We start from the raw sequence: 26,698 nt of genomic DNA, 5'->3' as shown, positions 1-26,698 counted from the left end.
CGTCGGATCTGCAAGGATGAACGACGTATCCAGAGTGTGAACAGCAGTGAGGAGATCGCCGTGTCGGGTATGTCGGCGGGCCGGTCAGCCATGCGGATGGGACCCGCTGAGCTGGTGCAGGCGGCGGCCATGGCCCGCCGCTTCTACCTCGAGGGCAAGTCCAAGATCCAGATCGCCGAGGAGTTCGGCGTCAGCCGCTTCAAGGTGGCCCGGGTCCTGGAGACCGCCCTCGAACGGGATCTCGTACGCATCGAGATCCGTGTCCCGGCCGAGCTGGACGCCGATCGCTCCGACGCGCTGCGGGCCCGCTACGGCCTCAGGCACGCGGTCGTGGTCGAGTCCCCGGCCGAGGCGGCGGACTCTCCCGACCCGGAGAACCTGGGCGAGGTCGCGGCGGACCTCCTGGGCGAGCTGGTGACCGAGGGCGATGTCCTCGGTCTGGCCTGGGGCCGCTCCACCATCCACATGGCGGCGGCCCTCGACCGGCTGCCGCCGTGCACGGTGGTGCAGCTGACGGGTGTGTACGACGCCGGGACCGCCGAGCGCGGCTCCGTGGAGGCCGTACGCCGGGCCGCCCAGGTCTCCGGCGGCGACGCCCACCCCATCTACGCGCCCATGCTGCTGCCGGACGCGGCCACCGCGGCGGCGCTGCGCAACCAGACCGGGATCGCCCGCGCCTTCGAGTACTTCGACAAGGTCACCGTCGCCTGTGTCTCCATCGGCTCCTGGGAGCCGGGCATCTCGACGGTGCACGACATGCTCAGCGACGAGGAACGGAGCCACTACGCCTCCCTCGGCGTCGCCGCCGAGATGTCCGCGCACCTCTTCGACGCCCAGGGCCGCAGGGTCGGCCGGGACCTGGGGGAGCGGTGCATCACGGTCAAGACCGACCAGCTGCGCCGGGTCCCCGAGGTCGTGGCGATCGCGGGCGGACAGCGCAAGGCGGCCGCCATAGACGCGGTCCTGCGCTCCGGCCTCGTCACCAGCCTGGTCACGGACACCTCCGCGGCGGACTACCTGATGACGGCGGGCCCCGCCCCCAGGCCCGCGCTCAACCGGGCCGACCCCGACGGGCCGTGACGGGGAGCCGCGCCGGACACGGACGCAGGGCGTCCCGGCCGGTCCCGCCGGCGGGCGTCGTCGGCGGCCTCCTGTCGCTTTCCCCAAGGGGCCCGCGCCACCCGCTGGACGATCCTCCCGGGCCCGGACAAGGCGCCGACATGGGACAATGAGGTACGTGCTCTTCCCCCTGGCAGACCTGTCCGGGGGCCACCTCTGAACCACCGGGATGTGCAGCACGTGCGTTTCCTCAACGACATCCAGCCCGCGTACGACCTGACCTACGACGACGTCTTCATGGTCCCGAGCCGCTCCGCCGTCGGCTCGCGGCAGGGCGTGGACCTCAGCGCGCCGGACGGCACGGGCACCACCGTCCCGCTGGTCGTCGCCAACATGACCGCCATCGCGGGCCGCCGGATGGCGGAGACGGTGGCCCGGCGCGGCGGGCTGGTCGTCATCCCGCAGGACATCCCGATCGATGTCGTCACCGAGGTCGTCTCCTGGGTGAAGAGCCGCCACCTCGTCCTGGACACCCCGATCGTGCTCGCCCCGCACCAGACCGTCGCCGACGCGCTGTCCCTGCTGCCCAAGCGTGCCCACAACGCCGGTGTCGTCGTCGACGAGGAGGGCCGCCCCGTCGGTGTCGTCACCGACCGGGACCTCACCGGCGTCGACCGCTTCACCCAGCTGGAGGTCGTCATGTCGCGCGACCTGCTGCTCCTCGACGCGGACATCGACCCCCGCGAGGCGTTCAACCGCCTGGACACCGCCAACCGCCGCTACGCGCCCGCCGTGGACGCCGACGGCAGGCTCGCCGGCATCCTCACCCGCAAGGGCGCCCTGCGCGCCACGCTCTACACCCCGGCGACCGACGCGAACGGCAGGCTGCGCATCGCTGCCGCCGTCGGCATCAACGGCGACATCGCGGGCAAGGCCAAGCAGCTGCTCGACGCGGGCGCCGACACCCTCGTCATCGACACCGCGCACGGTCACCAGGAGACGATGATCGCGGCCGTCCGGCTGGTGCGCGCGCTCGACCCGGAGGTGCCGATCGCCGCGGGCAACATCGTCTCCGCCGAAGGCGTCCGGGACCTGATCGAGGCCGGCGCGGACATCGTCAAGGTCGGGGTCGGCCCCGGCGCCATGTGCACCACCCGCATGATGACGGGCGTGGGCCGCCCGCAGTTCTCCGCGGTCCTGGAGTGCGCGGCCGAGGCGCGCAGGCACGGCAAGCACGTCTGGGCCGACGGCGGTGTCCGCCATCCGCGCGACGTGGCGATGGCGCTCGCCGCCGGCGCCTCCAATGTGATGGTCGGCTCCTGGTTCGCGGGCACCTACGAGTCGCCCGGGGACCTCCAGCAGGACGCCGACGGCCGCCTCTACAAGGAGTCCTTCGGCATGGCGTCCGCGCGCGCGGTGCTGAACCGCACGGCGGACGAGTCGGCGTACGACCGGGCCCGCAAGGCGCTCTTCGAGGAGGGCATCTCGACCTCGCGGATGTACCTCGACCCGGCCCGGCCGGGCGTCGAGGACCTGATCGACTCGATCATCGCGGGCCTCCGCTCCTCCTGCACCTACGCCGGTGCCGCCTCGCTCGCCGAGTTCGCCGAGCGGGCCGTCGTGGGCGTGCAGAGTGCCGCCGGGTACGCGGAGGGCAAGCCCCTGCACGCCAGCTGGAACTGAGCCGGACCGGCCGGTGACCCTCGGGTGAACACCGGCCGGCCGGTGTGAGACTCACCGCTTCCGGGTGGTAGCGTCCGTGACGGAAAGTGACGGCCACTGGCCGTCTTGCGGTGGTTCGCGGGGTTTCGTGCCGCCCGTGGCGCCGCCGTACGCGATGAACCACGGCGGACGACCCGGCCGGCGGGACGACCGGCCCACCCGCGTGCGACGCCTCCGCCTTGTCCGGCCCGTCCCGGCGATCTACGGTCATGGGTGCCCCACAGCCACCCGTCCCGGCGAGGAACACCCATGCGCACCGCCCTTCTGCAGAGCTCAGGCCGTCCCGGCTCCCCCGCCGAGAACCTCAGGGTGCTCGACGAGGCCGCGGGCCGGGCCGCCGCGGCGGGGGCCGGACTGCTGGTCGCACCGGAGCTGTTCCTCAGCGGGTACGCCATCGGCGGCGCCGTCGCCCGCCTCGCCGAACCGGCCGACGGCGAGGGCGCCGACGCCGTCGCCGGGATCGCCGTCCGGCACGGCCTCGCGATCGCCTACGGCTACCCGGAACGCGACGGCGGCGCCGTCTTCAGCTCCGCGCAGCTGATCTCCGCCGCGGGCACCCGCCTCGTCAACCACCGCAAGACCCACCTCTACGGCGACTTCGAGCGCGCCCACCTCACTGCGGGCGACCGTCCCCTCGCCCAGGCCGAGCTCGACGGGCTGCGCGTCGGCGTCATGATCTGCGACGACGTCGAGTTCCCGGTGTACGTGCGGGCCCACGCCATCGCCGGGACCGATCTGCTCGTCGTCCCGACCGCGCAGCTGCACCCGTTCCAGTTCGTCGCCGAGTCGGTGGTCCCGGTGCGGGCCTTCGAGAACCAGATGTACCTCGCCTACGTCAACCGGGTCGGGCAGGAAGGGGAGTTCGAGTTCGTGGGGATGTCCACGCTGGCCGGGCCCGACGGCGTCGCCCGGGTCCGCGGCGGCCGGGGCGAGGAACTCCTCCTCGCCGATGTCGACCCCGCCGCCCTCGCCGCCTCCCGCGCGACCAACCCCTACCTCAAGGCCCGCCGTCCGGGACTGTACGGCTCCCTCATCTGAGCCCCGCTCCACGACTCGGGCCGGTTCTGCGGCTTGGGCTCGCTGTGTGGCTCTGACTTGTCCTGCGGCTGCGGTCTGTTCTGCGACTCCGGCCTGCTGTGTGGCTTCGGCTTGCTCTGCGACTCCGCTCTGCGACTCCGCTCCGCGACTCCGCTCCGCGACTCCGCTCCGCGACTTCGGCCTGTTCCGGGGCTTCGGTCCGCTCTGTGACTCCGGCCTGCTGCGCGGTTCCAGCCCGATCCGTTGTTCCGGCCGGCCGGCCGGCCGGGCGGGTCGAGGTCTGGTCGGCGGATCCGCGCGGGCACCGTGGGCCCTACGCGTGACCGGGCTCGTAGGGCGGGGCGGCCTCGGCGTCATCCGTCGGTGCAGCCCGCCGGTCGCCGTGCTCGCGCGCAACGGCCCCCGCCCGGTCGTACGAGTGCGGACGGCCCTCGTCGTGTCGACGCCCCTCCGCCGTGCGGCCGCGCGCACCCGGGCGGCAGGGCACCGGGCCGTCAGGTGGCGGTGGGTGGCGGTGGGTGCCGTCGGCCGGGCGGCCCGATCCGCCGGACAGGCGTCAGTGCGGCAGCGGGGTGAGCAGCATCCGGCCGGCCAGGCCCACCGCGCGGTCGAGGCGTTCGGCGAGGTCCTCGGCCACGTCCGGCACACCCCGCAGGGCCCACAGCGCCCGTGCCGCCGACCACGTGGCGTCCCTGGCCCGCTCCAGGCTCCACGAACCGAGCAGATGGGTGAGGGGATCGGCGAGCTGGAGGAGGTCGGGGCCCGGCATCAGTTCTTCACGGATGCGCTCCTCCAGCGTCAGCAGGAGGTCGCCCACCCGGTCGAACTCGTCCTCCAGCTCGGCGGGTTCGCAGCCGAGGGTGTGACAGGCGTCCACCACGGCCAGCGCGAGGTCGTGCCCGATGTGCGCGTTGACACCCGCGAGCGCGAACTGCAGCGGCCGTACCCCGGGGTGGCGGCGGAGCTGGAACAGCGGCCACCAGCAGGCCGGTGCGCGCCGGTCCTCTGCCACCGCGTCCACGGCGGCCAGATACCGCTCCGCGAACCGCACGTCCAGCGCGATCGCGGCCCGCGCGTCGCCGAACCGGCCTGACCCGATGCTCCGGTCGACGGCCTCGGTGACGGCGAGATAGACGCGGTTGAAGACGGCCACGCCGTCCCGTGCCGGAAGGGCCGCGTCCAGGGCGCGCATCCGGCCGATGACGGCGTCGACGGTGGTGAGCTGCTGCGGGTGCACCATGCGTGCAGGGTCGCAGCCGGGGAGCGGGCAGGTGGCCCGCGGGCGGCAGCTTCCCCAGAACGGGGGAACGGGCGCCCTGCCCATGTGACGGAGCACCGCCGTACGGGACGGGCCCACCGGCACGGTCCGGGGCTGCCGCGGGGCCCGGAGGAAGCCGTCCGCCACCAGGGACCGCAGGACGGGCGCCGCCGCCGTAAGGCTGCCGCCGATGTGCTGACCAGCACCTTCATGGGGGCGTCCGGACCGGGCCGCGGAGCCTCCGCCTAAGGTGGAGGCGTTCCGCCCCCGTACCGCCCTTCGCCCAGGAGCCCCGCCCGTGACCGCCGAAGCCCCGCTCGCCCCCGCCGTCTCGTACGGCCGTCTGATACCCGTCACCGTCCATTTCGACGACCTCGACGCGCTCGGCCTGCTGCACAACGCCCGCTTTCCGCTGATGGTCGAGCGGGCCTGGACCGAGCTGTGGCAGGAGCGGGGGATCCGTTTCGAGGGTGACTGGGCGGCCGCCGGCGACGCCTGCAACGCCGTCAAGGAGCTGCGGATCACCTACGACGCCCCGGTCACCCGGCCCGGCGGCCACGCCGTCCACCTCTGGCTGGAGCGGCTCGGCACCACCGGGCTGACCTACGGCTTCCGGTTCTGCTCCGCGGACGGCGCGGTGACCTACGCCCACGGCACCCGGGTACTGGTCCGGCTGGACGCCGGGACGCTGCGCCCGGCGCCGTGGAGCGACGCGTTCAGGGCCGCGGGTCGGGAACTGCTGCGGCCGGCCGGCTGATCCGCTGCCGGTCCCGCTTCCCGGGGCGCAGCACGCCCGCGAACACCACCAGACCGCTCGCCAGCACGGTGACCACGATGAACGACACCATCAGACTGGTCGCCTGGGCGACCCCGCCGATGAGGCTCGGCGCGATCAGGCCCGAGGTGTAGGTGATGGTCGCGACGCCCGCGATGGCCTGGCTCGGATTCGGTCCGGCGTGGCCCGCCGCGGCGAAGCACAGCGGCACCACGATCGCGATGCCCAGACCCAGCAGCGCGAACCCGGCCATCGCCACCGCGGGATACCCGCCGATCACGACGAGCACACCGCCCAGGACGGCGAGCACACCGCCGCCGCGCACCGCGCGGACCGCGCCGAAGCGGTTCACCGCCGCGTCCCCGACGAGCCGGGCCACCGCCATGGTCAGCATGAAACCGGTCGTGCAGGCGGCCGCGAGCCCCGCCGAGGTCTCCAGCCGGTCGCGCAGATACACCGCGGACCAGTCGAGGCTGGCGCCCTCCGCGAACACCGCGCAGAACCCGATCGCGCCGATCAGCAGCGCCGAGCGCGGCGGCAGCGTGAACCGCGGCGGCGGCTCCTCGTCCTCGGCGGGCTTGAGATCGAGGACCCAGGAGCAGGCCACCGCCCCCAGCAGGGTGAGGGTGACGGCGGCCAGGGCGTGGTGCAGCCGGGCGTCCGCACCCAGATGCGCGGCGAGCGTCCCCGCCGCCGAACCGGTCAGCGCGCCCACGCTCCACATGCCGTGCAGCCCCGACATGATCGACTTGTCGATCCGCCGCTCCACCTCGACGCCGAGCGCGTTCATCGCGACGTCCGACATGCCCGCGCTCGCGCCGTAGACGAACATCGCCAGACACAGGGTGATCATGTTCGGGGCGAGCGAGGGCAGGACCAGCGACATCGTCCACATCGCCAGCAGCCCGCGCAGCGCGCTGCGGCTGCCGAAGCGGTGACTGATCCACCCGGCCAGCGGCATCGCGCAGGCGGCGCCGAACGCCGTGAAGGCCAGCGCGAAGCCCAGCAGCCCGGCGCTGACCCCGGCGTGGTCCTGGATCCACGGCACCCGGGTGGCGAACGATCCGGTGACGGCGCCGTGCACGGCGAACACGGCCGCCACCGCGTAGCGCCCCCGCCGCACCTCACGCTGTGCGCCGTCCGCGCCGTCCGCGCTCTCCACCCGACTCATCATCCGGCCCCTCCCGAAGGCTGTCTCCCCACTGCGCCGTCGTAAACTATCAGGAACCCTGCCTGATAGATAGCGTCCCTCCGGGTCGCACCGGCCGTACCGGCCGCCCCGCCACCCGTTCGTCCCAGCGTCTGCCGCCCGTCCCGCCGTCTGCCCGTCCCGTCCCCTCGATCTGGGAGGATTCCCGGCATGCCCGCATCCCCGAGCACCGCCCGGGCCATCAACGACCGTCTCGCGCTGCATCACCTGCAAAACGAGGGCCCGTTGACGGCGGGTCAGCTGAAACAGCTGACCGGACTGTCCCGGCCCACCGTCGCCGACCTGGTCGAACGCCTGACCGTCTCCGGACTGATCTCGGTGGTCGGCGAGTCCGGCACGCAGCGCCGCGGCCCCAACGCCCGGCTCTACGGCATCGTCGCCGACCGCGCCCACCTCGCCGCGCTCGACGTCCGTACGGAGGGGGTCGCCGTCATCGTCTCCGACCTGGTCGGGCGGGTGCTCACCGAGGCGGCCGTACCGATCGGCGGCGACATGGGCACCGGGGCGGCGGTGGAACAGGCGGTCGCCCTCGTGGAGCGGGCGGTGAAGGAGGCGGGCGCGCTCGCCCGGCCGCCGTCCGGGGACGACGGGGAACGGGGCAGGCTGCACACCGTCGGCATCGGTGCGCCCGGACTGATCGATCCGGCGAGCGGCGAGCTGCGGGACTCCTCCGGGCTGCCCGCATGGCACCGGAGACTGGTGGGGGCACTGCAGGAGCGCTTCCCCGGGTCCCGGGTGACCGTCGAGAACGAGACCAACCTGGCCGCGGTGGCCGAGCAGCGGGAGGGCGCCGCGGCCGGCCGGGACACCTTCGTGCTGCTGTGGCTCGGCCATGGCACCGGGGCCGCCGTGGTCCTCGACGGCGCGCTGCGCCGGGGGGCCTCCGGCGGCACCGGCGAGATCGGCTTCCTGCCGGTGCCCGGCACCCCGGTGCTGCCGTCGGCGACGGACTGCGAGGGCGGGTTCCACTCCCTGGCCGGGGCCGTGGCGATCGCCGCCCTCGCGGCGGAGCACGGGATCACCGGGCGTCCGGCGGGGCACGAGCCCGTGGCGGCCGCGCTGGTACGGGCGGCGGTGGCCGGCCTGCGGGGCGGTGGCGACCGCGCGGGCGGTGACGCCGGCGCCGCCGGCTTCCTCGATGCGCTCGCCGGACGTCTCGCCATCGGGGCGGCGTCCGTGGTGGCGGTGCTCGATCCGGGGTGTGTGGTGCTCGGCGGCGAGGTCGGGCTGGCGGGAGGCGCGGAACTCGCGGGGCGGGTGGCGGAGCGGCTGCGCCGGATGTCGCCGCTGGCCACGGAGGTCCGGGCGGGTGCGCTCGGGGGCGCGGCGGTGTTGCGGGGTGCGCTGCTGACGGCGCGGGACAGGGCGCAGGACGAGCTGTTCGCGCCCCGGTAGGCCGTGTGCGGCCGGGGCGGCGGGGCCCTCGCGCGGGAGTGGAGGGCCCGGCGGCGGGCAAGGGCCGTCGTCACCACCGCCGGGCCCGTCTGTGGGGTTCCCTCCAGGTGCGGCCCCTGACGGTAGGTGGCCCCGACCAGGCCCGTCAACAGGTCTGGACCAATCTCAACATCTTTTGTGATGAGGGGAGTTGACGCGGAAGGGCGGGTCGGGGTTGCCCCCGACGAGGCGGCTGTGAGTCAGCCCACAGTGACCCCCTGTCCGGCCGGCGAGCGGGCGTGGCACACTGGCCCTGTACCAGAAGCAGCGCACTCCGGGGTCGGTGAAAGTCCGAACCGGCGGTTACAGTCCGCGACCCGTCCGCTTCCAGCGGCCGGTTGACCAGGTGAAATTCCTGGACCGACGGTTAAAGTCCGGATGGGAGGCAGTGCGCGGCGGGCGGGCCTGTGTGCACGCCGCCGTCTGGACCCACCCGCAGGGGTGAGGTCCGTCCGGCGTCGTACCCCCGGTCCCTGTCCGTCCTTCTGTCGTTCGTCGACAGTCCCCGGAGTCCGTGCCCGAAGAGGCAGGAGGACCCGGGAAGTGTTCACCGGAATCGTCGAAGAGCTGGGCGAGGTCACCGCCGTCGAGAATCTCGGCGACGCCTCACGCTTCCGGCTCCGTGGCCCCGTGGTCACCGAGGGCGCCCGGCACGGCGACTCCATCGCCGTGAACGGCGTCTGTCTCACCGTGGTCGAGCACGAGGGCGACGAGTTCACCGCCGATGTCATGGCGGAGACGCTCAACCGCTCCAGCCTCGGCGCCCTGGGGGTCGGCTCCCGGGTCAACCTCGAACGGCCCGTGGCCGTGGGCGCGCGCCTCGGCGGGCACATCGTGCAGGGCCACGTCGACGGCACCGGCACCGTCCTCGGGCGCGAGCCCTCCGAACACTGGGAAATCGTCACCGTCTCCCTCCCCGCCGGCCTCGCGCGCTACGTCGTGGACAAGGGCTCGATCACCGTCGACGGCATCAGCCTCACCGTCGTCGACGCCGGACCCGACCGCTTCACCGTCAGCCTCATCCCCACCACCCTCGCGCTGACCACCCTCGGCCTGAAGCAGCCGGGCGACCCCGTCAACCTCGAGGTGGACATCGTCGCCAAGTACGTCGAGCGGCTCACGGCCCATCAGGAGGCCGGACGGTGAACGCGCTCGACTCGGAGGCGTTCACCCTCCTCGGCCAGCACATCATCTGGTCCGACATGATCGGCAACCTCCTCGGCCTCGTCACCCTCGCCCTCGGCTGGCGGCGCTCCCTGTGGACCTGGCCCGTCCAGTTCCTCTCCGGCCTCGTCCTGTTCGCGGCCTTCTACGGCCACCTCACCGGCAGCGCCGGAAAGCAAGCCGTCGTCATGACCGTGGCGCTGTACGGCTGGTGGCAGTGGAACCGCGGCAAGGGGCGCGGCGGGGACGGCCGGATCACCGTCCGGTTCGCCACCTGGCGCGAGCGGGCCGCGATGGCCGCCGCGGCCGCCGCCGGCACGGTCGGCGTGGCCCTGCTGTTCACCGCCCACCCCGCCCTGTCCTGGGACCCCTGGCCCGACGCGTACATCTTCGTCGGCACCGTCGTCGCGATGTACGCCCAGGCCAAGGGCATGGTCGAGTTCTGGATCGCCTGGCTGCTCGTCGACCTCGTCGGCGTCCCCCTGAACTTCACCAACGGCTACGCCTTCTCCGGTTTCGTCTACGTCATCTACGGCGCGCTCGTCCTGTGGGGCCTGCGCGACTGGTGGCTGCGCTCCCGCACGGCCGCGCAGCCCGTCCTGGAAGGAGCGCCCGCATGACCACGGTGCCCGTACTGCTCAGCGGCGACCTGGACGACTGGTCGCTCGACACGGTCGAACGCGCCGTCGCCGACATCGCGGCCGGACGGCCCGTCGTGGTCGTCGACGACGAGGACCGTGAGAACGAGGGCGACCTCGTGATGGCCGCCGAGAAGATCACGCCCGAGATCGTCGCCTTCATGATGAGCGAGTGCCGCGGCCTGATCTGCGTCCCCCTGGAGGGCGGCGAACTCGACCGGCTCGAACTTCCGCAGATGGTCCAGGACAACACCGAGTCGATGAAGACCGCCTTCACGGTCTCCGTGGACGCCTCGGCCGCGCACGGTGTGACCACCGGCATCTCCGCGGCCGACCGCGCCACGACGATCCGGCTGCTGGCGAGCGGCACCGCCGGGCCCGCCGACCTGGTCCGCCCCGGCCATGTCTTCCCCCTGCGCGCCCGGCCCGGCGGCGTGCTGGTGCGCAACGGGCACACCGAGGCCGCCGTGGACCTCGCCCGCCTCGCGGGGCTGCGCCCGGCCGGCGCGATCGTGGAGATCGCCGGTGAGGACGGCCGGATGCTGCGGCTGCCCGAACTGATCCCCTTCGCCCGCAAGTACGGGTTGTCGATCATCTCCATCGAGGACCTCGTCGCCTACCGCCGCACCCGGGAACTCCGGCCCCTCCCGGAGAAAACGGTGCCCGGGCAGGCGGCGGAGGCCGGGGCCCCGCGGCAGCAGCCGGTCCCCGGTCCGGCGGCCGAAGCGCCCCAGGTGCCCGCCGCGCCGCAGGTCCGGCGCGCCGCCGAGGTCCACCTGCCCACCCGGTACGGCACCTTCACCGCCTACGGCTACCGCTCCGCCGCCGACGGCGTCGAGCACGTGGCCCTGGTGCACGGCGACATCGGCGACGGTGAGGACGTCCTGGTCCGCGTCCACTCCGAATGCCTCACCGGCGACGTCTTCCACTCCCTGCGCTGCGACTGCGGCCCCCAGCTGGAGGCCGCCCTGGCCCGGATCCAGGAGGAGGGCAGGGGAGCGGTCGTCTATCTCCGCGGCCACGAGGGACGCGGCATCGGGCTGGTGTCCAAGCTGCGGGCCTACGAGCTCCAGGAACGCGGCCGCGACACCCTCGACGCCAACCTGGAACTCGGCCTGCCCGCCGACGCCCGGGACTACGGCGCGGGCGCGCGGATCCTCGCGGACCTCGGCGTGCGCGGCGTACGGCTGATGACCAACAACCCCGACAAGACCGACGCCATGGTGCGGCACGGCCTCACGGTCACCGGCCGTGAGCCGATGCCCGTGCAGGCGGGCGAGCACAACCTGCGCTATCTGCGCACCAAACGGGACCGGATGGGCCACGACCTGCCCTGGCTGGACACGCCCGCCGCGTCCGCCTGCGGCAACCAGTAGCCCGGCCGAAGGCAACCGACCGGCCGACCGGCCGAAGGCAACCGACCCGCCGGCCGGGCCTCCGCCCGTCCGAGGGCGGCGGCGAGCGAGAACCAGCACACCGAGGAGACACAGGAACGTGAGCGGCAAGGGCGCACCGGAACTGACGGTGCAGGGCGTCGGCGATCTGAGGGTCGCCGTCGTGGCGGCGCAGTGGCACGAGAAGGTGATGGACGGTCTGGTGGACGGCGCCCTGCGCGCCCTGCGCGACCTGGGCATCGACGAGCCGACCCTGCTGCGGGTCCCCGGCAGCTGGGAGCTCCCGGTGGTCGCCAAGGCCCTCGCGGGCCGCGGCTACGACGCGGTCGTCGCCCTCGGCGTCGTCATCCGTGGCGGCACCCCCCACTTCGACTACGTGTGCCAGGGCGTCACCCAGGGCCTCACCCGGGTGGCGGTCGACACCGGCGTCCCCGTCGGCTTCGGCCTGCTGACCTGTGACACGGAGGAGCAGGCCCTCGACCGGGCCGGACTCGACGGCTCCCACGAGGACAAGGGCCACGAGGCGGTGACGGCCGCGGTCGCCACCGCGGCCACGCTCCGCTCAGTATCCGAACCATGGCGTTAGCCCGACCGCCCTACGCGTAGAGTGGGCGGCACCATGTCCAAGAAGACGTTCGAGGAGCTCTTCACCGAGCTCCAGCACAAGGCCGCCCACGGCGACCCCGCCACCTCCCGCACCGCGGAACTGGTCGGCAAGGGTGTCCATACCATCGGCAAGAAGGTCGTCGAGGAGGCCGCCGAGGTCTGGATGGCCGCCGAGTACGAGGGCAAGGAGGCGGCCGCCGAGGAGATCTCGCAGCTGCTGTACCACGTCCAGGTGATGATGGTCGCCCGGGGGATCTCCCTGGACGACGTCTACGCCCACCTGTAGAACCCGGTCCGGTGCCCGGGCGGACGACCGTCCCCCGGGCACCCGCCGCCACGCACGCACCCCCAGACCCGCCGCTCCACGCGAAGGAAGCCGATCTCATGCTGCGCATCGCCGTCCCCAACAAGGGTTCCCTCTCCGGCCCTGCGGCGGAGATGCTGCATGAGGCCGGCTACCGCCAGCGCAGGGAGTCCAAGGAACTGCGCACCGTCGACCCGGTCAACGAGGTCGAGTTCTTCTACCTCCGCCCCCGCGACATCGCGATCTACGTCTCCTCCGGCCGCCTCGACATCGGCATCACCGGCCGCGACCTGCTGGTCGACTCCGGCGCCCGGGCCGAGGAGATCCTCCCGCTCGGCTTCGCCCGCTCCACCTTCCGCTTCGCCGCCAGGCCGGGCGAGGCGAACGGCACGGCCGATCTCAAGGGCAAGACGATCGCCACCTCCTACGAGGGCATCGTCGCGGGCCACCTCGCCGACCACGGCGTCGACGCCTCCGTCGTCCACCTCGACGGGGCCGTCGAGACCGCGATCGAACTCGGCGTCGCCGAGATCATCGCCGATGTCGTCGAGACCGGCACCTCGCTGCGCAACGCGGGCCTGGAGGTCTTCGGCGAGCCGATCATGCAGTCCGAGGCCGTCGTCGTACGGCGCACCGGCGCCGGCACCGACGAGCCCAAGGTCCAGCAGTTCCTCCGCCGCCTCCAGGGCGTCCTGGTGGCCCGGACGTACGTGATGATGGACTACGACTGCCGGGTCGAGCAGCTGGAGAAGGCGGTCGCGCTCACCCCGGGCCTGGAGTCCCCGACGGTCTCGCCGCTGCACAACGAGGGCTGGGTCGCCGTCCGCGCGATGGTTCCGGCCAAGGAGGCGCAGCGCATCATGGACGACCTCTACGACCTCGGCGCGCGGGCCATCCTCACCACGGCCATCCACGCCTGCCGGCTCTGAGACCGGGCCCGCCATGCCAGACCTCCCGGATCCCCAGGCCGCGTCCCGGCTCCCGGCGCTGCCCGTCACCTTCCGGCCCGGCCGTACCCGGCTCGTGCTGCTGTCGGCCGCCGCGGCGATCTTCGTCGTCATCACCGTCGTCGCGCTGCTGCTCGAGCAGCTCGGCCCGGGCGAGCGCCTCAGCTTCGTGCTCACGGCCGCCCTGCTCAGCGGCGTGCTGCTCCTGCTGGCCCGGCCGAAGGTCGTCGCCGAGGAGTCCGGTGTGACCGTCGTCAACATCGCGAGCCGGCGGCGGCTGGCCTGGGCGGAGATCCTCCAGGTGAACCTCCGCCCCGGCGACCCGTGGGTGTTCCTCAACCTCAGCGACGGCACCAGCCTGCCCGCCCTGGGCATCCAGCCCGGTATCGCCAGGCAGCGGGCCATCGAGGACGCCCGTACGCTGCGGGCGCTCACCGAGGCCAGGTCGACGCCACCTCCGGGCCGGGATCAGGGCTGACCGGACGCCGACCCTGCCGCATCCGCGCGTGTCTTGATTAATCTGTTGACGGAGGCGTTTTCGCTGCGCCTCCGCCCCCGCCGCGCCGCCCGGCGCACGGGGGGTTCCTGCTACCCGAGGAGTGACCCTCTCCGGCGATGGACGGATCGTCTGGCAGTACCTGCGCCGCCCCCTCCCCACACAGCGCGGACCGCAGCCGCGCACACACGGAAGGGGTGGCCCCATGACCACCCCCCTGCTGCTGCTCGCAGCGGCCTTCGTACTCATTCTCGCCAACGGCTTCTTCGTGGCCGCCGAGTTCGGCCTCGTGACGGTCGAGCGCCCGGAGGCCGAGAAGGCCGCCGCCGACGGCGACCGGCGGGCCCGCACGGTCGTCGAGTCGCTGAAGGAGCTGTCCTTCCAGCTCTCCGGCACCCAGCTCGGCATCACCATCACCTCTCTCGTCGTCGGCATGCTCGCCGAACCGGCCCTGGCCCGGCTGCTGCGCGGCCCCTTCGCCGCGACCGGCCTGCCCGGGGGCGCCGTCTCCGGCGTCGCCGTGGTCGTCGGCATGCTGCTGGCCTCGGCCCTGCAGATGGTGGTCGGTGAACTCGTGCCCAAGAACTGGGCGGTGTCCCGGCCGCTGCAGGTGGCGCGGTTCGTCGCGGGCCCGCAGCACCGGTTCTCTCGGCTGTTCCGCCCGGTCATCGCCGCGCTCAACACGGTCGCGAACCGGCTGGTCCGCGCCCTCGGTGTGGAGCCCGCCGACGAACTGGCCTCCGCCCGCACCCCCGGCGAACTGGTCTCCCTGGCCCGCCACTCGGCACAGGCCGGCGCCCTCGAACAGGACACCGCCGACCTGTTCGTCCGCACGCTGTCGCTCGGCGACCTGACCGCGCAGCACGTCATGACCCCGCGGGTGCGGGTCAGCGCACTGCAGAACTCCGCGACCGCCGAGGACGTCGTCAACCTGACCCGTGCCACCGGCCTGTCCCGCTTCCCCGTCTACCGGGAGAAGATCGACGAGATCGTCGGCATGGTCCACCTCAAGGACGCGCTGGCCGTTCCCGTTCACGACCGGCTGCGCACCCCCGTCGGCCGGATCGCCATGCAGCCCGTGCTGGTCCCCGAGACCCTGCCGGTCCAGCCGCTGCTGGCCCTGCTGCGCAACGAGCAGCCCATCGCGGTCGTCGTCGACGAGTACGGCGGCACGGCGGGCGTCGTCACCCTGGAGGACATCGTCGAGGAGATCGTCGGCGAGGTGCGCGACGAGCACGACGGCCAGGACCTGCCCGAACTCGCCGCCGCCCCGTCCGAGGACGGCCGGCCCGCCTGGGAGGCCGACGGCAGCTGCCGGGTCGACATCCTCCAGCGGATAGGCCTCGAGGTGCCCGAGGGACCGTACGAGACGGTGGCCGGCCTGGTCGCCGACCTGCTCGGCCGGATCCCCGTCCCCGGCGACCGCGCCGAGCTGCCCGGCTGGCGTCTCTCGGTGCGCCAGGTCGGGCACTACCGCGCCGAACGGGTCCGTCTCGTGCGCACCGGCGTGATGGCGGAGGTCGTGCGATGAGCGTGCTCCAACTGGTCTTCGCCGCACTGCTCGTGCTGGCCAACGGCTTCTTCGTCGGCGCCGAGTTCGCCCTCGTCTCGGTCCGGCGCAGCCAGATCGAACCCGTGGGCACCGTCCGGGCCCGCCAGGTGCTGCACGGCCTGGAAAGGCTGCCGCAGATGATGGCCGCCGCCCAGTTCGGCATCACCGTCTGCTCGCTGACCCTGGGCGCGGTCGCCGAACCCACGGTCGCGCACCTGCTGGAACCGGTGTTCGAGTGGATCCACCTGCCGCACGGCGTGATCCACCCGCTGGGCTACGTCATCGCGCTCGCCGGAGTGGTGTTCTTCCACCTCGTCATCGGCGAGATGGTCCCGAAGAACCTCGCCATGGCCGCCCCGGAGAAGGCCGCGCTCTGGCTCGGCCCCGGCCTGGTCGCCTTCGCCCGGGTGTGCCGGCCCATCACCGTCGCGCTCGGCGCCTGCGCCCGGGGCATCCTGCGGCTGTTCCGGGTCGAGCCCAGGGACGAGGTCGAGGCCGTCGTCACCAGCGAGCAGCTCAACCGGCTGCTGGAGGACTCCGGCCAGGCCGGCCTCCTCGACCCGGAGGAGCAGGAGCGCCTGGAGGACGCCCTCGAACTGGGCTCCCGCCCCGTCACCGACGTCCTGCTGCGCCGGGAGTCCCTGGTGACGGTGCCGCCGTCGGCCACGCCGGGGCAGGTCGTCGCGCTCACCGCCCGCACCGGGTACTCCCGCTTCCCGGTCGCCGCGGAGAACGGCGCCTTCATGGGCTACCTGCACGTCAAGGACGTCCTCGACCTGGAGGACTCCGAGCGCGCGGTGCCGCAGCAGATCTGGCGCCCCATGACGACACTCAGGCCCGAACTCCCCCTGGACGACGCACTGACGGTGATGCGCCGGGCGGCCACCCATCTGGCCCAGGTCGCGGACGCGTCCGGCAGGGTGCTGGGCCTGGTCGCCCTGGAGGACGTCCTCGAACTCCTGGTCGGCGAGGTCAAGGACCCCGCACACCGCGACACCCCGCCGACACCCCCGCCCCCGAAACTCGCCGAACCCCGCACCTCCGGCGACCCGGAGGAGGCACAGGCCCTGGCGAGCTGACCGGCCCCTGCCGGGCCGCCCCGCACGGCGGCCCGGCCCGGTCACGGCCGGGCGGGGCGGGCCGTCCCGCACCCCGTGTCACTCTCCGGCGAGCGGTGCTCCCGCCGTGGTCACGGGGCCGACGGGTCCTGGGGAGCGCGGCCCGAGAGGACCTCGCCGTAGGCCTGCATCAGGTCCGGGAGGCGCAGCGTGGCCAGGTCGTCGCGGGAGAGGGTACCCGGGTAGACGGACAGCCGCAGGTCGCGGTAGGCGCAGCTCTTCTCGTACAGGGTGCGCAGGAACCGGCCGTTGCCCAGTTCGTCGATCCAGCCCTGCTCCACCACGTGCCCGGCGATGGAGCGCAGCTCCTCGAGCGCCTCCTCGTCCCACACGTCCCCGTTCTCGGCGGCCAGCACCTCACCGATCGAGGTGAGTTCGAGGGGACGGTACGACGGGAAGTCCACGCGGGTGGTGAACCGGGAGGACAGACCGGGGTTGGCGGCCAGCAGCCGGTCCATGCCCTCCGGGTACCCGGCCAGGATCACCACCAGGTGGTCGCGGTTGTCCTCGGCCCGCTTCAGCAGCACCTGCAGCGCCTCGTCACCGTAGGCGTCGCCCTTGCCGTAGCCGGAGTTGGACAGCGCGTACGCCTCGTCGACGAACAGGACACCGCCGATCGCCGAGTCGATCAGCTCGTTGGCCTTCACGGCGGTCTGCCCGAGGTACTCGCCCACCAGATCGGCGCGCTGGGCCTCCACGAGGTGGTCGCCGCCGAGCAGCCCGAGGGCGTAGAAGACGCGGCCCAGGATGCGGGCGACCGTGGTCTTGCCCGTGCCGGAGGGGCCCGAGAAGACGAAATGCCGTTTGGGCGGCTGTACCGGCAGCCCCTGACCGGCGCGCAGCCGCGCCATGTTCAGCTGCGCCGACAGCGCCTTCACCTGGCGCTTGACGGGTTCGAGGCCGACCATCCGCTCCAGCTCGGCGAGCGCCTCCTCGAGTAACGCCGGATCGGTGGGCCCGGTGGGCAGAGCGGAGGCGGAGGCGGCGCCGGACGCCTTCTCCCGGACGGTGGGGTCCACGACGGACGGCAGGGGTCCCGCCGGCGCCAGATCCGTGTCCGTGAAGCGCAGATCGCGGCCCTCGGTGCCGAACAGCGGATCGAAGCCGTCGGGACCGTCGACGCTGTCCTGCCCGGCCCCGGTGAGGGTGATCGCCGCGAGGTCGCCCACCTCGTCGTACCCGTCGTACCCGTCGGAGTCGGTTATCGCCGCGAGCCGGGCCGAGGTGTCCATGAAGGCCGGGTCGGCGCGGTGCACCGCTCGGTACAGAGGGAGCGCGGCAGCCGACCGGCCGGTGCCCTCGTGGGCTCTGGCGAGCCAGTACCGCAGCTCCTTGCGCTGCGGCTGTTCGCTGCGGCAGCGCATCAGGGCCGCCGCGAGCAGCGGTTCGGCCTGCCCGTACATCTCGAGCCGCACCCGGGCCATGCCGCCGAACAGGCCCGCCTCGATGTTGAGGAGGGTGTCGTCGTGGAGCGGGTCGGTGTGCCGGATCAGCTGTTCCCAGTCCTTGACCAGATAGGCGCGGCACGCGTGCAGAAAGCGCACCTGGTGGTCGGTGTCCACCGGCGGCAGCCCGGCCAGCGCCCGGTCCAGCTCGGGCACGTGCCGGCCGTCCAGCCAGTGGGAGGCGTGGGCGAGCAGCAGATCGCGCGGGCTCTCCAGCACCGGCTGCACCCACCACCCGAGCCAGTACCAGGAGTTGAGCGTACGGCGGTGCCGTGCGCGCTGCTCCCCGAAACGCTCCCGGTGCCGGTGCATCCGCAGCAGCGCGGTCGTCGTCTCCACGCGCAGCGCGTGCAGCCCGAGCCACCCGTCCGCCATCCCGGGGTCCATCCGCACCGCGGCCCGGAACTCCTCCTCCGCCTGCGGGTAGGCGCCCATCGTGTAGGCGTCGACCCCCCGCAGCCAGGCGAGGTCGGCAGGGGCCTCGGAGCCCGTCGTGCCGAAGTCCATCACGTCCCCCACCCAGAAAACCGTGCCCCCGCTGGCCAGGGGGGTGTCCCCTCGCCACCGGACGGACGCCCGACGGCCGACTCGGCCGAACCGCTGTGCCGCGGACCGGAGTTGCCAGGTGCGCGCAGCAGCCCGAAGGTCGCACCGAGGGCATCGTACCCGTGGCCGGGCGGGTCATCGAAGGGTGCCGTACAGCACGTTCGACGAGGACAGGCCGCGGAAGGGGGCGGAGGCGCCACGGAAGAACGGTCACCCAGGGTGAGCGGAGCGCAGCGCACGGCGCACGCGTGACCGCCCGCGGACAGAACGAAGCCCCCGATCACGGGGGAACAACCGGGGGCTTCGCGACTGAGGACGACCGCATCGGGTCGCTCCTTGAGAACGTAAGACCTGTACGGCCCCCCGGTCAAGCGGAGTTGGAGCACTCGGTCGAGTTCCCCCGGGTGTCGCCGTACGCCTTCAGTGCCCCGTCGAGGGCCCGTCACAGCGGGTCACCGTACGGTCCGGTCCCGTGGTCCCACGCGGCCCGCCAAGCACCTCGTACCCCTGGTGTGACTCCCGTACCAGCGCGTCGGCGAACGGCCGCGATGGATCCTCGGCGAAATGCCGCCGCTCCGCCTCGACCCACCCGTCCCAGAACTCCCGCTGTCCGGCCCCGTCCCGCCGCCGCCCGCGCGCCCAGGACGGCCCGGGCGGCAGGTCCATCCACAGCAGCATCGCCAGATACGGCCGCAGGGCCCGGCGGCCGGCGCCGACCCCCTCGACGAGGACCACCGGCGCGGCCGGCAGCGCGCGCGGCGGACCGAAGCGCCGCACCCGCCAGTCGTAGGGCGCGTACGCGGCCGGCTCCCCGCGGCTCAGCGGCAGGATCACCTGCGTCAGCAGCCGGTCCGCCCAGGCGAACAGCTCGTCATGGCTGGCGAGGTCGTCGAGGTGCAGCACCGGCACCCCGCCGAGCGCGGCGGCCAGTCGGGCGGCGAACGTCGACTTGCCGGATCCGGCGTGTCCGTCGACACCGACGAGGCGGACCGGACCGCAGGACGGGGGGAGGGCGCGCAGCCGCCTGGCGAGGTCGTGAATGGTGCATCCCGGGGGGCGGGGCGGGGCACCGGCGGCGGGCGCCGGCACGGTCATCGCCAGCAGTTTAGCGGGGGTGGCGGGCCGGAGGCGCGGGTCGGCGGTGCGGTCGGTCGCCCCGGAGGCTCACGCCAGTGGTCGAGACCGATGACGGTGGGCGCGGCGCGGCCCGTGGTGCTGGCCCGACCGGCCCGCCTGCGGCCATAGTTGGCCGGACAACCGCGCAACGGACCTGCCCGGCCCGGACCACCGCCCGTACCACCTTCGGACCACACCTTCGGACCACACCTTCGGACCACCACCTCCGGACCACACACCTTCGGACCACCACCTGGGGGCCTCCACCCATGAGCAGAGCCGAACAGCCGTCCCGCAGAACTGTTCTGACCGCCGCCGTCGTCGCCGCGGTGACCGGCGGGGCGGGTCAGGCGTCCGCCGCGACCGGCCCCGGGGCCGCGGAGCTCTCCGGCGGCACCCCGGCCCGCCCGGCACCGGCGGCCACTCCGGGCCGCCCGATCGACTACCGGGCCTGGACCACGTACGCCGACTGGCACTCCGGCACGGCGGCGGGGGTACGCGTGCAGGCCGGCGCCCGCCCCGGCGTCACGATCGCGGCCCCGGCCGGTACCACCGACTACACCGACCCGCACACCGGCACCACCGCGAGCTGGGAGTACGCCACCTGGACCTCGCCCCTCCACCGGCTCACCGTCCCCGCCACCGAGGCGGTCGCCTCCTGGAACGCCGACACCCCGCCCGGCACCTGGATCCAGGCCGAACTGAGCGGCGGCTACTCGGACGGCACACAGACCCCCTGGTACGTCATGGGCCGCTGGGCGGCGGGCGACCAGGACATCAGGCGGACCTCGGTCGACGGCCAGACCGACGGCAGGAGCAGCGTCTGGACGGACACGTTCGCCGTCGACGACCCGAGCACCGGGCTGCGCCTCGTGTCGTACCGGCTGCGCCTGACCCTCTACCGCCGGCCCGGCACACGCCTCACCCCCGTGGTGCGGCGGCTCGGCGCGATGGCCTCCGACATCCCCGACCGCTTCACGGTCCCCGCCACCACGCCCGGCGGCCCCGCCCGCGAACTGGACGTGCCGCGCTACTCGCAGGAGATCCACAAGGGCCAGTACCCCGAGTACGACAACGGCGGCGAGGCCTGGTGCAGCCCCACCTCGTCACAGATGATCATCGAGTACTGGGGCGGCCGTCTCACCCCTGAGCAGCTGTCCTGGGTCGACCCGTCCTACGCCGACCCGCAGGTCGACCACGCGGCCCGGTACACCTACGACCACCAGTACAAGGGCTGCGGCAACTGGCCGTTCAACGCGGCCTACGCGGCGACCTTCCCCGGTCTGCAGGGCGTGGTCACCCGGCTCGCCTCGCTCACCGACCTGGAGACCCTGATCGCGGCCGGCATCCCGGCGATCACCTCCCAGTCCTTCCTCAAGGACGAGCTGACCGGCGCCGGTTACGGCACCTCCGGCCATCTGATGACGGTGATCGGCTTCACCGCGGACGGCGACATCGTCGCCAACGACCCGGCCTCGCCGGACGACGAGGCGGTACGGCGCGTCTACGCCCGGCGTGAATTCGAGAACATCTGGCTCAGGACCAAGCGGTACAACGCCTCCGGCAAGGTCGTCTCCGGCACCGGCGGCGTCTGCTACCTCTACTTCCCCGCGTGCCCGACACCCCGTCAGCGGCGGGCGCTCGCGGCGGTCGGCGTCCGCTGAACCGCTCCGCCGAGGGCTCCCGCGACGCGCCGGGGCCCTCGGCGTGCGGCCGACGCGCCCTGCCGTCCGCGACCTGCCGTCCCTGACCTGCCACGCGTGACTCGTCGGCCGCGGCCCGGCGTCCGGCCCGGCGTCCGGAGGTCTGTCCGCGGGGGCATCTCGGGGGCATTCCAGCCATGGGATGACCTGACATACTGCGGAAGTCCTGCCGCCCGTTGAGACCAGGGTGCGAATTGAACACGAGTGAACAGTCCGGCACCGCGACCCGGCCCGGTGCCCGCGGCACCGAGCGCTCGGCGGCGCGCCGCGCCGAACTCATCGCCATCGGCCGGAAGCTGTTCGCCGACCGGCCCTACGACGCCCTCTCGATGGACGACATAGCCCGGCACGCCCGGGTCGCCAAGGGCCTCATCTACTACTACTTCCATTCCAAGCGCGGCTACTACCTCGCGATCGTCCACGACTCCGTCGCCACGCTGGTCTCGTTCGCCGCGAGCGGTCACGAACTCCCGCCCGTGGAAAGGCTCCAGCGCACCATCGACGGCTACCTGCGGTACGCCGAGCACAATCAGGCCGCCTTCCGGGCCATCGTCAGCGGCGGCGTCGGCTTCGACGCGGAGGTGCAGGCCATCCGCGACAGCGTGCGCGAGGTGATCGTCCAGACCCTCGCCGAGGGCTCCTACGGCCGCGCCGGCATTCCGCCGCTGGCCCGCATGGGCCTGCTCGCCTGGGTGTGCAGCGTCGAGGGCGCCACCCTCGACTGGATCTCCCACCCGGAGCTGCCCCGCGAGAGCATGTGCGCCCTGCTGGTCAGGACCCTGGGCGGCACCCTGCGCGCCATCGAGGAACTGGACCCGTCCTGCCGGGCCCCGGGACCCGCCCGCCGCGCCGTCTGACCCGTCAGCGGGACGCCGGTTGCCCGGTGGGCCCGCCGGGGCCGAGGCATGGCCGGGGAGACCTGCCGGACCGGCGCGCGGCGCACCGTGGCACGGCGAACCGCGCGCCGAAGCGCGGGAAGAACGGGGGATGCCGAGCGGAACCGCTCAGGCGGCCTGGCGGTGCATCGCCGGTACGCGCATCGGGCGTGACCCCGGGCCTCCGACGTGCGAGAAGGGCTGCATACGCCAGTCGAGACCCTGAGGGAGCGTCAGCACGACGGCCGTGCGCTGCTCCTGGGGCTCGAAGGACTCGTCCGTGGAACGGGCCTCGGAGGCCGCGCGGCCGGTGCCGGCGCAGACCGTCAGGCCGAACGGGTTCCAGGGTGAGGCGCACAGCGCGTGCTCGGGCAGGGACTCCTCGCCCGTCAGCAGCGCGATGGACTGCGCGCAGTCCGGGCAGATCACCCGGTAGGTGTCGAACGTGTCGTAGTCGTCGGCCTCTTCACCGTCGAGGACGTGGAGTTCGACGCCCTCCGGCTCGGGCTCGACGACCGGCTGCTGCCGCTTGGACGTGGTACGACCAGGGCGCTTGAGACTTTGCATGGGATTCTCCCCCTCGGGCTGGGCCGGGGCGGCGTTGCGGCCCCGACCACAGCAAGCATTTCCCTGTCGATCTCCGCGGTAATCGTGTGACGGTGACGCAGAGCGCCCACGTGCTGTGGTCTTGGTCACACGTGGTTCCGGGCCGTGCCGCCCTCGCCACATCACGAACCGGGCATGACCCGGGCCGCCCAGGTGTCCGAGGAGGTCAGCCGCACTGTAGGTTCTTGCGCCATGGAGGAGCTGGACCGTCAGATCGTGCAGCTGCTCGTCAAGGACGGGCGGATGAGCTACACCGACCTCGGCAGGGCCACGGGTCTGTCGACGTCGGCCGTGCACCAGCGGGTGCGCCGGCTGGAGCAGCGCGGTGTCATCCGCGGGTACGCCGCTGTGGTCGACCCGGAGGCCGTGGGGCTGCCCATGACCGCCTTCATCTCGGTGAAACCGTTCGACCCCAGCGCCCCCGACGACATCGCGGACCGGCTGGCCGGTGTGCCCGAGATCGAGGCCTGCCACAGTGTCGCCGGCGACGAGAACTACATCCTCAAGGTGCGTGTGGCCACCCCGCACGAGCTGGAGGAACTGCTGGCCCGGGTGCGTAGCCTGGCGGGCGTCTCGACCCGGACCACCGTCGTCCTCTCGACCCCCTACGAGGCCCGGCCGCCGCGCATCTGAGCCCGCGGGCCCCCGACCCCGCGGGTGCCCCGCGCCCGCGGCCGCACGGCCGTTGCCCCGGCGAGAACGGATCCGGGCCCTGGACAGCGGTCAGGCCCGGTGCGGTACGCGTGGGCCGCGCGGGCGTACGGGGGCACCCGTGTGCGGGCCGCCGGGGGAGAGGCGCGAGACTGTCCCGCATGAGCGAGCGCACCCCCGGACCCACCGGACCCTCCGGGCCTCCCGAGCCGACCACCGTCCTCCTCCGCCGCGGCGAGGTCCACAGCCCCGCCGACCCCTTCGCCACCGCGATGGTCGTGGAACGCGGCCAGGTCGCCTGGGTCGGCTCGGAGGGCGCAGCCGACGCGTTCGCCGACGCCGCCGACGAGGTGATCGACCTCGACGGCGCGCTCGTCACCCCGGCGTTCACCGACGCCCATGTCCACACCACCGCCACCGGCCTCGCCCTCACCGGCCTGGATCTCTCCGACGCGCCCTCGCTGGAGTCGGCCCTGTCCCGGGTCCGGGACTTCGCCGCCGCCCGCCCCGGCGACCGGGTCCTGCTCGGCCACGGCTGGGACGCCGCCCGCTGGCCCGGTGGACGCCCGCCGACCCGCGCCGAGCTCGACGAGGCGACCGGCGGACGCCCGCTGTACCTGTCCCGCATCGACGTCCACTCGGCGGTCGTGACGACGGCTCTCCTCGACCTCTGTCCCGGCCTCGACGCGTCCGGCGACGCCCCCCTCACCAAGGACGCCCACCACGCCGTACGGGTGGCGGCGCTCGCGGCCGTGACGCCCGCCCAGCGCACCGAGGCCCAGCGCGCGGCCCTGGCCCGGGCCGCCTCCCTCGGTATCGGCTCCCTGCACGAGTGCGGCGGCCCGCAGATCTCCTCCGAGGAGGACTTCACCGGCCTGCTGCGGCTCGCCGCCGGGGAACCCGGCCCGCGGGTCGTCGGCTACTGGGCCGAACAGGGCGACGACGGCGTGACACGCGCCCGCGACCTCGGCGCCGCGGGCGCCGCCGGTGACCTCTTCGCCGACGGCGCCCTGGGCTCCCACACCGCGTGCCTGCACCGGCCCTACACCGACGCCGGCCACACCGGCACCGCCTACCTCGACGCCGCCGACGTCGCCGCGCATGTCGTCGCCTGCACCGAGGCCGGACTCCAGGCGGGCTTCCACGCCATCGGCGACGCCGCCGTCGGCGCCGTCGTCGAGGGGGTGCGGGCCGCCGCCGAGAAGACCGGCCTCGACCGGGTCCGCGCCGCCCGCCACCGCGTCGAGCACGCCGAGATGCTCACGCCCGCGACCGTCGCCGCCTTCGCCGAACTGGGCCTCACCGCCTCCGTGCAGCCCGCCTTCGACGCGCTGTGGGGCGGCGAGGACGGTATGTACGCCCGGCGCCTCGGTGCGGGACGGGCCCGCACGCTCAACCCCTTCGCGGCCCTGCTGCGCGCGGGTGTCCCGCTGGCCTTCGGCTCCGACAGCCCCGTCACGCCGTTCGACCCCTGGGGAACGGTCCGCGCCGCCGCCTTCCACCGCACCCCGGAGCACCGGATCTCGGTGCGCGCCGCGTTCACCGCGCACACCCGCGGCGGCTGGCGGGCGGTCGGCCGGGACGACGCGGGCGCCCTGGTGCCGGGGGCACCGGCCGACTACGCCGTGTGGCGCACCGGCGACCTCGTCGTCCAGGCCCCCGACGACCGGGTCGCCCGCTGGTCCACCGACCCCCGCTCCGGCACCCCCGGCCTGCCCGACCTGACCCCCGGCCATGACCTGCCGGTCTGTCTGCGCACGGTGGTCGGCGGCCGGACCGTCTTCGTACGGCCGGGCGAGTGATCTCCCGGCCGGGCGAGGCTTCGCCGGCCGTCCGTGGCCCCGACGCGCGACCTGCGCGTCCTCCCCGCCGACCTGGCCCTTCCCGGCGACGCCCCGGGCGGGGCGGCTGTTGACAGCCGACGGCGGAGGGCCGGCAGGTTCGGCCGGGTCCACCACCGGACGCGTGACCGGACGGGGCCCGGACGCTCAGTCGCCTGTGCGGTTGCCGGTCACGCGTACATAGGACAAACGCCCCAGGGTCACCCGGATACGTCTTCTTACCCCCTTCTTGTGGAATCGACACCACCGTACGAACGTCCTGCCCTGTCCGCGCAGGCCGTGGCCACTATGGTGGTCCCCTGTGTACGACATGAAGGGGCAGCAGTGAACGACGGCGACGGGACTCACGGGGCACCGGCCCAGGCGAGGCGGTTCGGCCCGCTCGGCACGGCTTTGGTGATCATCCCCACCTACAACGAGGCGGAGAACATCAAGGCCATCGTCGGCCGGGTGCGGAAGTCCGTCCCCGAGGCGCACGTCCTCGTGGCCGACGACAACAGCCCCGACGGCACCGGCAAGCTCGCCGACGAGCTGGCCGCCCAGGACGACCACGTCCAGGTCCTGCACCGCAAGGGCAAGGAAGGCCTCGGCGCCGCCTACCTCGCGGGCTTCCGCTGGGGCCTGGAGCACGGCTACGGCGTGCTCGTCGAGATGGACGCCGACGGTTCCCACCAGCCCGAGGAACTGCCCCGCCTGCTGACCGCGCTCAAGAGCGCCGACCTCGTCCTCGGCTCCCGCTGGGTGACGGGCGGCCGGGTGGTCAACTGGCCCAAGTCCCGCGAGTTCATCTCCCGCGGCGGCAGCCTCTACTCCCGCCTCGCCCTCGATCTGCCGCTGCGCGACATCACCGGCGGCTACCGCGCCTTCCGCCGCGAGACCCTCGAGGGCCTCGGCCTCGACGAGGTCGCCTCGCAGGGCTACTGCTTCCAGGTCGACCTGGCGCGCCGCGCCGTCAAGGCCGGCTACCACGTCGTCGAGGTGCCCATCACCTTCGTCGAGCGCGAGTTCGGCGACTCCAAGATGAGCCGCGACATCCTCGTCGAGGCGCTGTGGCGGGTGACGACCTGGGGCGTGGGGGAGCGCGTCGGCAAGATCACCGGGCGCGGCAAGCAGGCGTAGGACCGTGGCGCCCCGGCGGCCCGCGCCGCCGGACGCCGCCCGCGCCGGAGGGCCTTCGCTCACGGCGGATCCCCTTTTATC

At 73.5% G+C, this 26,698-nt stretch carries 24 protein-coding genes and 1 riboswitch; of the genes, 19 read left to right on the top strand and 5 right to left on the bottom strand.

The features are described 5' to 3' along the window. Window positions 1–36 precede the first annotated feature (36 nt). From ABZ862_RS30110 to ABZ862_RS30100, 3 genes are all read left to right on the top strand, one after another. Window positions 37–1,080, top strand: coding sequence for a sugar-binding domain-containing protein (locus ABZ862_RS30110; protein ID WP_360964774.1), 1,044 nt, complete (start codon window positions 37–39; stop codon window positions 1,078–1,080). Between the two features lie 219 nt (window positions 1,081–1,299). Then, entirely contained in the window at window positions 1,300–2,742 is a 1,443-nt protein-coding gene (locus ABZ862_RS30105) for a GuaB1 family IMP dehydrogenase-related protein (RefSeq protein WP_360964882.1), read from the top strand. Window positions 2,743–3,030: 288 nt separating this feature from the next. Next, the gene (locus ABZ862_RS30100) at window positions 3,031–3,819 is read left to right on the top strand and encodes a carbon-nitrogen hydrolase family protein (RefSeq protein ID WP_360964771.1); all 789 of its coding nucleotides are present in this window, start codon (window positions 3,031–3,033) and stop codon (window positions 3,817–3,819) included. Window positions 3,820–4,375: 556 nt separating this feature from the next. On the opposite strand, the gene ABZ862_RS30095 is transcribed toward ABZ862_RS30100, so the two are convergent. After that, window positions 4,376–5,059, bottom strand: coding sequence for a DUF5995 family protein (locus tag ABZ862_RS30095; protein WP_360964768.1), 684 nt, complete (start codon window positions 5,057–5,059; stop codon window positions 4,376–4,378). 316 nt (window positions 5,060–5,375) lie between these two features. Here ABZ862_RS30095 and ABZ862_RS30090 point away from each other — a divergent pair, with 316 nt between their 5' ends. After that, window positions 5,376–5,834 carry a thioesterase family protein gene (locus ABZ862_RS30090; RefSeq protein ID WP_360964765.1) on the top strand — a complete coding sequence of 153 codons (459 nt, stop codon included), beginning with the start codon at window positions 5,376–5,378 and terminating at the stop codon, window positions 5,832–5,834. On the opposite strand, the gene ABZ862_RS30085 is transcribed toward ABZ862_RS30090, so the two are convergent. Next, a complete protein-coding gene (locus tag ABZ862_RS30085; protein ID WP_360964879.1) occupies window positions 5,794–7,023 on the bottom strand; it encodes an MFS transporter in 1,230 nt (409 codons plus the stop codon). The two genes, ABZ862_RS30090 and ABZ862_RS30085, sit on opposite strands and share 41 nt — an antisense overlap. Before the next feature lie 189 nt (window positions 7,024–7,212). Between ABZ862_RS30085 and ABZ862_RS30080 the strand changes: the two genes are divergently transcribed. From ABZ862_RS30080 to ABZ862_RS30035, 10 genes are all read left to right on the top strand, one after another. Further along, the gene (locus ABZ862_RS30080) at window positions 7,213–8,457 is read left to right on the top strand and encodes an ROK family transcriptional regulator (RefSeq protein ID WP_360964762.1); all 1,245 of its coding nucleotides are present in this window, start codon (window positions 7,213–7,215) and stop codon (window positions 8,455–8,457) included. A 304-nt stretch (window positions 8,458–8,761) separates the two neighbouring features. Beyond that, a riboswitch (FMN riboswitch) is annotated at window positions 8,762–8,892 on the top strand. Window positions 8,893–9,039: 147 nt separating this feature from the next. Further along, the gene (locus ABZ862_RS30075; protein WP_360964759.1) at window positions 9,040–9,642 is read left to right on the top strand and encodes a riboflavin synthase; all 603 of its coding nucleotides are present in this window, start codon (window positions 9,040–9,042) and stop codon (window positions 9,640–9,642) included. Continuing rightward, window positions 9,639–10,280 (top strand): nicotinamide mononucleotide transporter family protein, encoded by a 642-nt coding sequence (locus ABZ862_RS30070; protein WP_360964756.1) that lies wholly within the window; start codon window positions 9,639–9,641, stop codon window positions 10,278–10,280. The genes ABZ862_RS30075 and ABZ862_RS30070 overlap by 4 nt, the downstream gene beginning before the upstream one ends. Continuing rightward, the gene (gene ribA, locus ABZ862_RS30065; RefSeq protein WP_360964753.1) at window positions 10,277–11,674 is read left to right on the top strand and encodes a GTP cyclohydrolase II; all 1,398 of its coding nucleotides are present in this window, start codon (window positions 10,277–10,279) and stop codon (window positions 11,672–11,674) included. Before ABZ862_RS30070 ends, ribA begins: the two co-directional genes overlap by 4 nt. Window positions 11,675–11,792: 118 nt before the next feature. Next, on the top strand, window positions 11,793–12,278 hold the full coding sequence (gene ribH / locus ABZ862_RS30060; RefSeq protein WP_360964750.1) for a 6,7-dimethyl-8-ribityllumazine synthase: 486 nt from the start codon (window positions 11,793–11,795) through the stop codon (window positions 12,276–12,278). A 33-nt stretch (window positions 12,279–12,311) separates the two neighbouring features. Continuing rightward, window positions 12,312–12,584: a phosphoribosyl-ATP diphosphatase gene (locus ABZ862_RS30055; protein WP_030221505.1), complete on the top strand. Its 273-nt coding sequence runs from the start codon at window positions 12,312–12,314 to the stop codon at window positions 12,582–12,584. Between the two features lie 98 nt (window positions 12,585–12,682). After that, entirely contained in the window at window positions 12,683–13,531 is an 849-nt protein-coding gene (gene hisG / locus ABZ862_RS30050; RefSeq protein ID WP_360964746.1) for an ATP phosphoribosyltransferase, read from the top strand. 13 nt (window positions 13,532–13,544) lie between these two features. Further along, window positions 13,545–14,027, top strand: a complete 483-nt coding sequence (locus ABZ862_RS30045; RefSeq protein WP_360964743.1) for a PH domain-containing protein — start codon at window positions 13,545–13,547, stop codon at window positions 14,025–14,027. A gap of 223 nt (window positions 14,028–14,250) precedes the next feature. Next, window positions 14,251–15,576: a hemolysin family protein gene (locus ABZ862_RS30040; protein ID WP_360964740.1), complete on the top strand. Its 1,326-nt coding sequence runs from the start codon at window positions 14,251–14,253 to the stop codon at window positions 15,574–15,576. Further along, entirely contained in the window at window positions 15,573–16,676 is a 1,104-nt protein-coding gene (locus ABZ862_RS30035; RefSeq protein ID WP_360964737.1) for a hemolysin family protein, read from the top strand. Before ABZ862_RS30040 ends, ABZ862_RS30035 begins: the two co-directional genes overlap by 4 nt. Window positions 16,677–16,786: 110 nt before the next feature. Here ABZ862_RS30035 and ABZ862_RS30030 read toward each other — a convergent pair whose 3' ends face one another. Both ABZ862_RS30030 and ABZ862_RS30025 read right to left on the bottom strand, forming a co-directional pair. Then, entirely contained in the window at window positions 16,787–18,667 is a 1,881-nt protein-coding gene (locus ABZ862_RS30030; protein ID WP_360964876.1) for an AAA family ATPase, read from the bottom strand. Window positions 18,668–19,126: 459 nt separating this feature from the next. Beyond that, window positions 19,127–19,801 (bottom strand): hypothetical protein, encoded by a 675-nt coding sequence (locus tag ABZ862_RS30025; RefSeq protein WP_360964734.1) that lies wholly within the window; start codon window positions 19,799–19,801, stop codon window positions 19,127–19,129. Window positions 19,802–20,091: 290 nt separating this feature from the next. Between ABZ862_RS30025 and ABZ862_RS30020 the strand changes: the two genes are divergently transcribed. Together ABZ862_RS30020 and ABZ862_RS30015 are read left to right on the top strand one after the other, a co-directional pair. Next, window positions 20,092–21,486, top strand: coding sequence for a peptidase C39 family protein (locus tag ABZ862_RS30020; protein ID WP_360964731.1), 1,395 nt, complete (start codon window positions 20,092–20,094; stop codon window positions 21,484–21,486). A 233-nt stretch (window positions 21,487–21,719) separates the two neighbouring features. Then, window positions 21,720–22,382, top strand: coding sequence for a TetR/AcrR family transcriptional regulator (locus ABZ862_RS30015; protein WP_360964728.1), 663 nt, complete (start codon window positions 21,720–21,722; stop codon window positions 22,380–22,382). A 147-nt stretch (window positions 22,383–22,529) separates the two neighbouring features. Here the strand turns inward: ABZ862_RS30015 and ABZ862_RS30010 are convergent, their stop codons facing one another. Then, the gene (locus ABZ862_RS30010) at window positions 22,530–22,967 is read right to left on the bottom strand and encodes a hypothetical protein (RefSeq protein WP_360964725.1); all 438 of its coding nucleotides are present in this window, start codon (window positions 22,965–22,967) and stop codon (window positions 22,530–22,532) included. A gap of 231 nt (window positions 22,968–23,198) precedes the next feature. Between ABZ862_RS30010 and ABZ862_RS30005 the strand changes: the two genes are divergently transcribed. From ABZ862_RS30005 to ABZ862_RS29995, 3 genes are all read left to right on the top strand, one after another. Further along, window positions 23,199–23,639: an Lrp/AsnC family transcriptional regulator gene (locus ABZ862_RS30005; protein ID WP_360964722.1), complete on the top strand. Its 441-nt coding sequence runs from the start codon at window positions 23,199–23,201 to the stop codon at window positions 23,637–23,639. 179 nt (window positions 23,640–23,818) lie between these two features. Continuing rightward, window positions 23,819–25,459, top strand: coding sequence for an amidohydrolase (locus ABZ862_RS30000; RefSeq protein ID WP_360964719.1), 1,641 nt, complete (start codon window positions 23,819–23,821; stop codon window positions 25,457–25,459). A gap of 363 nt (window positions 25,460–25,822) precedes the next feature. After that, window positions 25,823–26,617: a polyprenol monophosphomannose synthase gene (locus ABZ862_RS29995; protein ID WP_360964716.1), complete on the top strand. Its 795-nt coding sequence runs from the start codon at window positions 25,823–25,825 to the stop codon at window positions 26,615–26,617. Window positions 26,618–26,698 lie beyond the last annotated feature (81 nt).

The sequence above is a fragment of the Streptomyces sp. NPDC047000 genome, assembly GCF_040644295.1.
Taxonomy (GTDB): domain Bacteria; phylum Actinomycetota; class Actinomycetes; order Streptomycetales; family Streptomycetaceae; genus Streptomyces.
The sequence above is the reverse complement of the archived record's forward strand: the minus strand, read 5'-3'. Positions and strand labels throughout refer to the sequence as shown.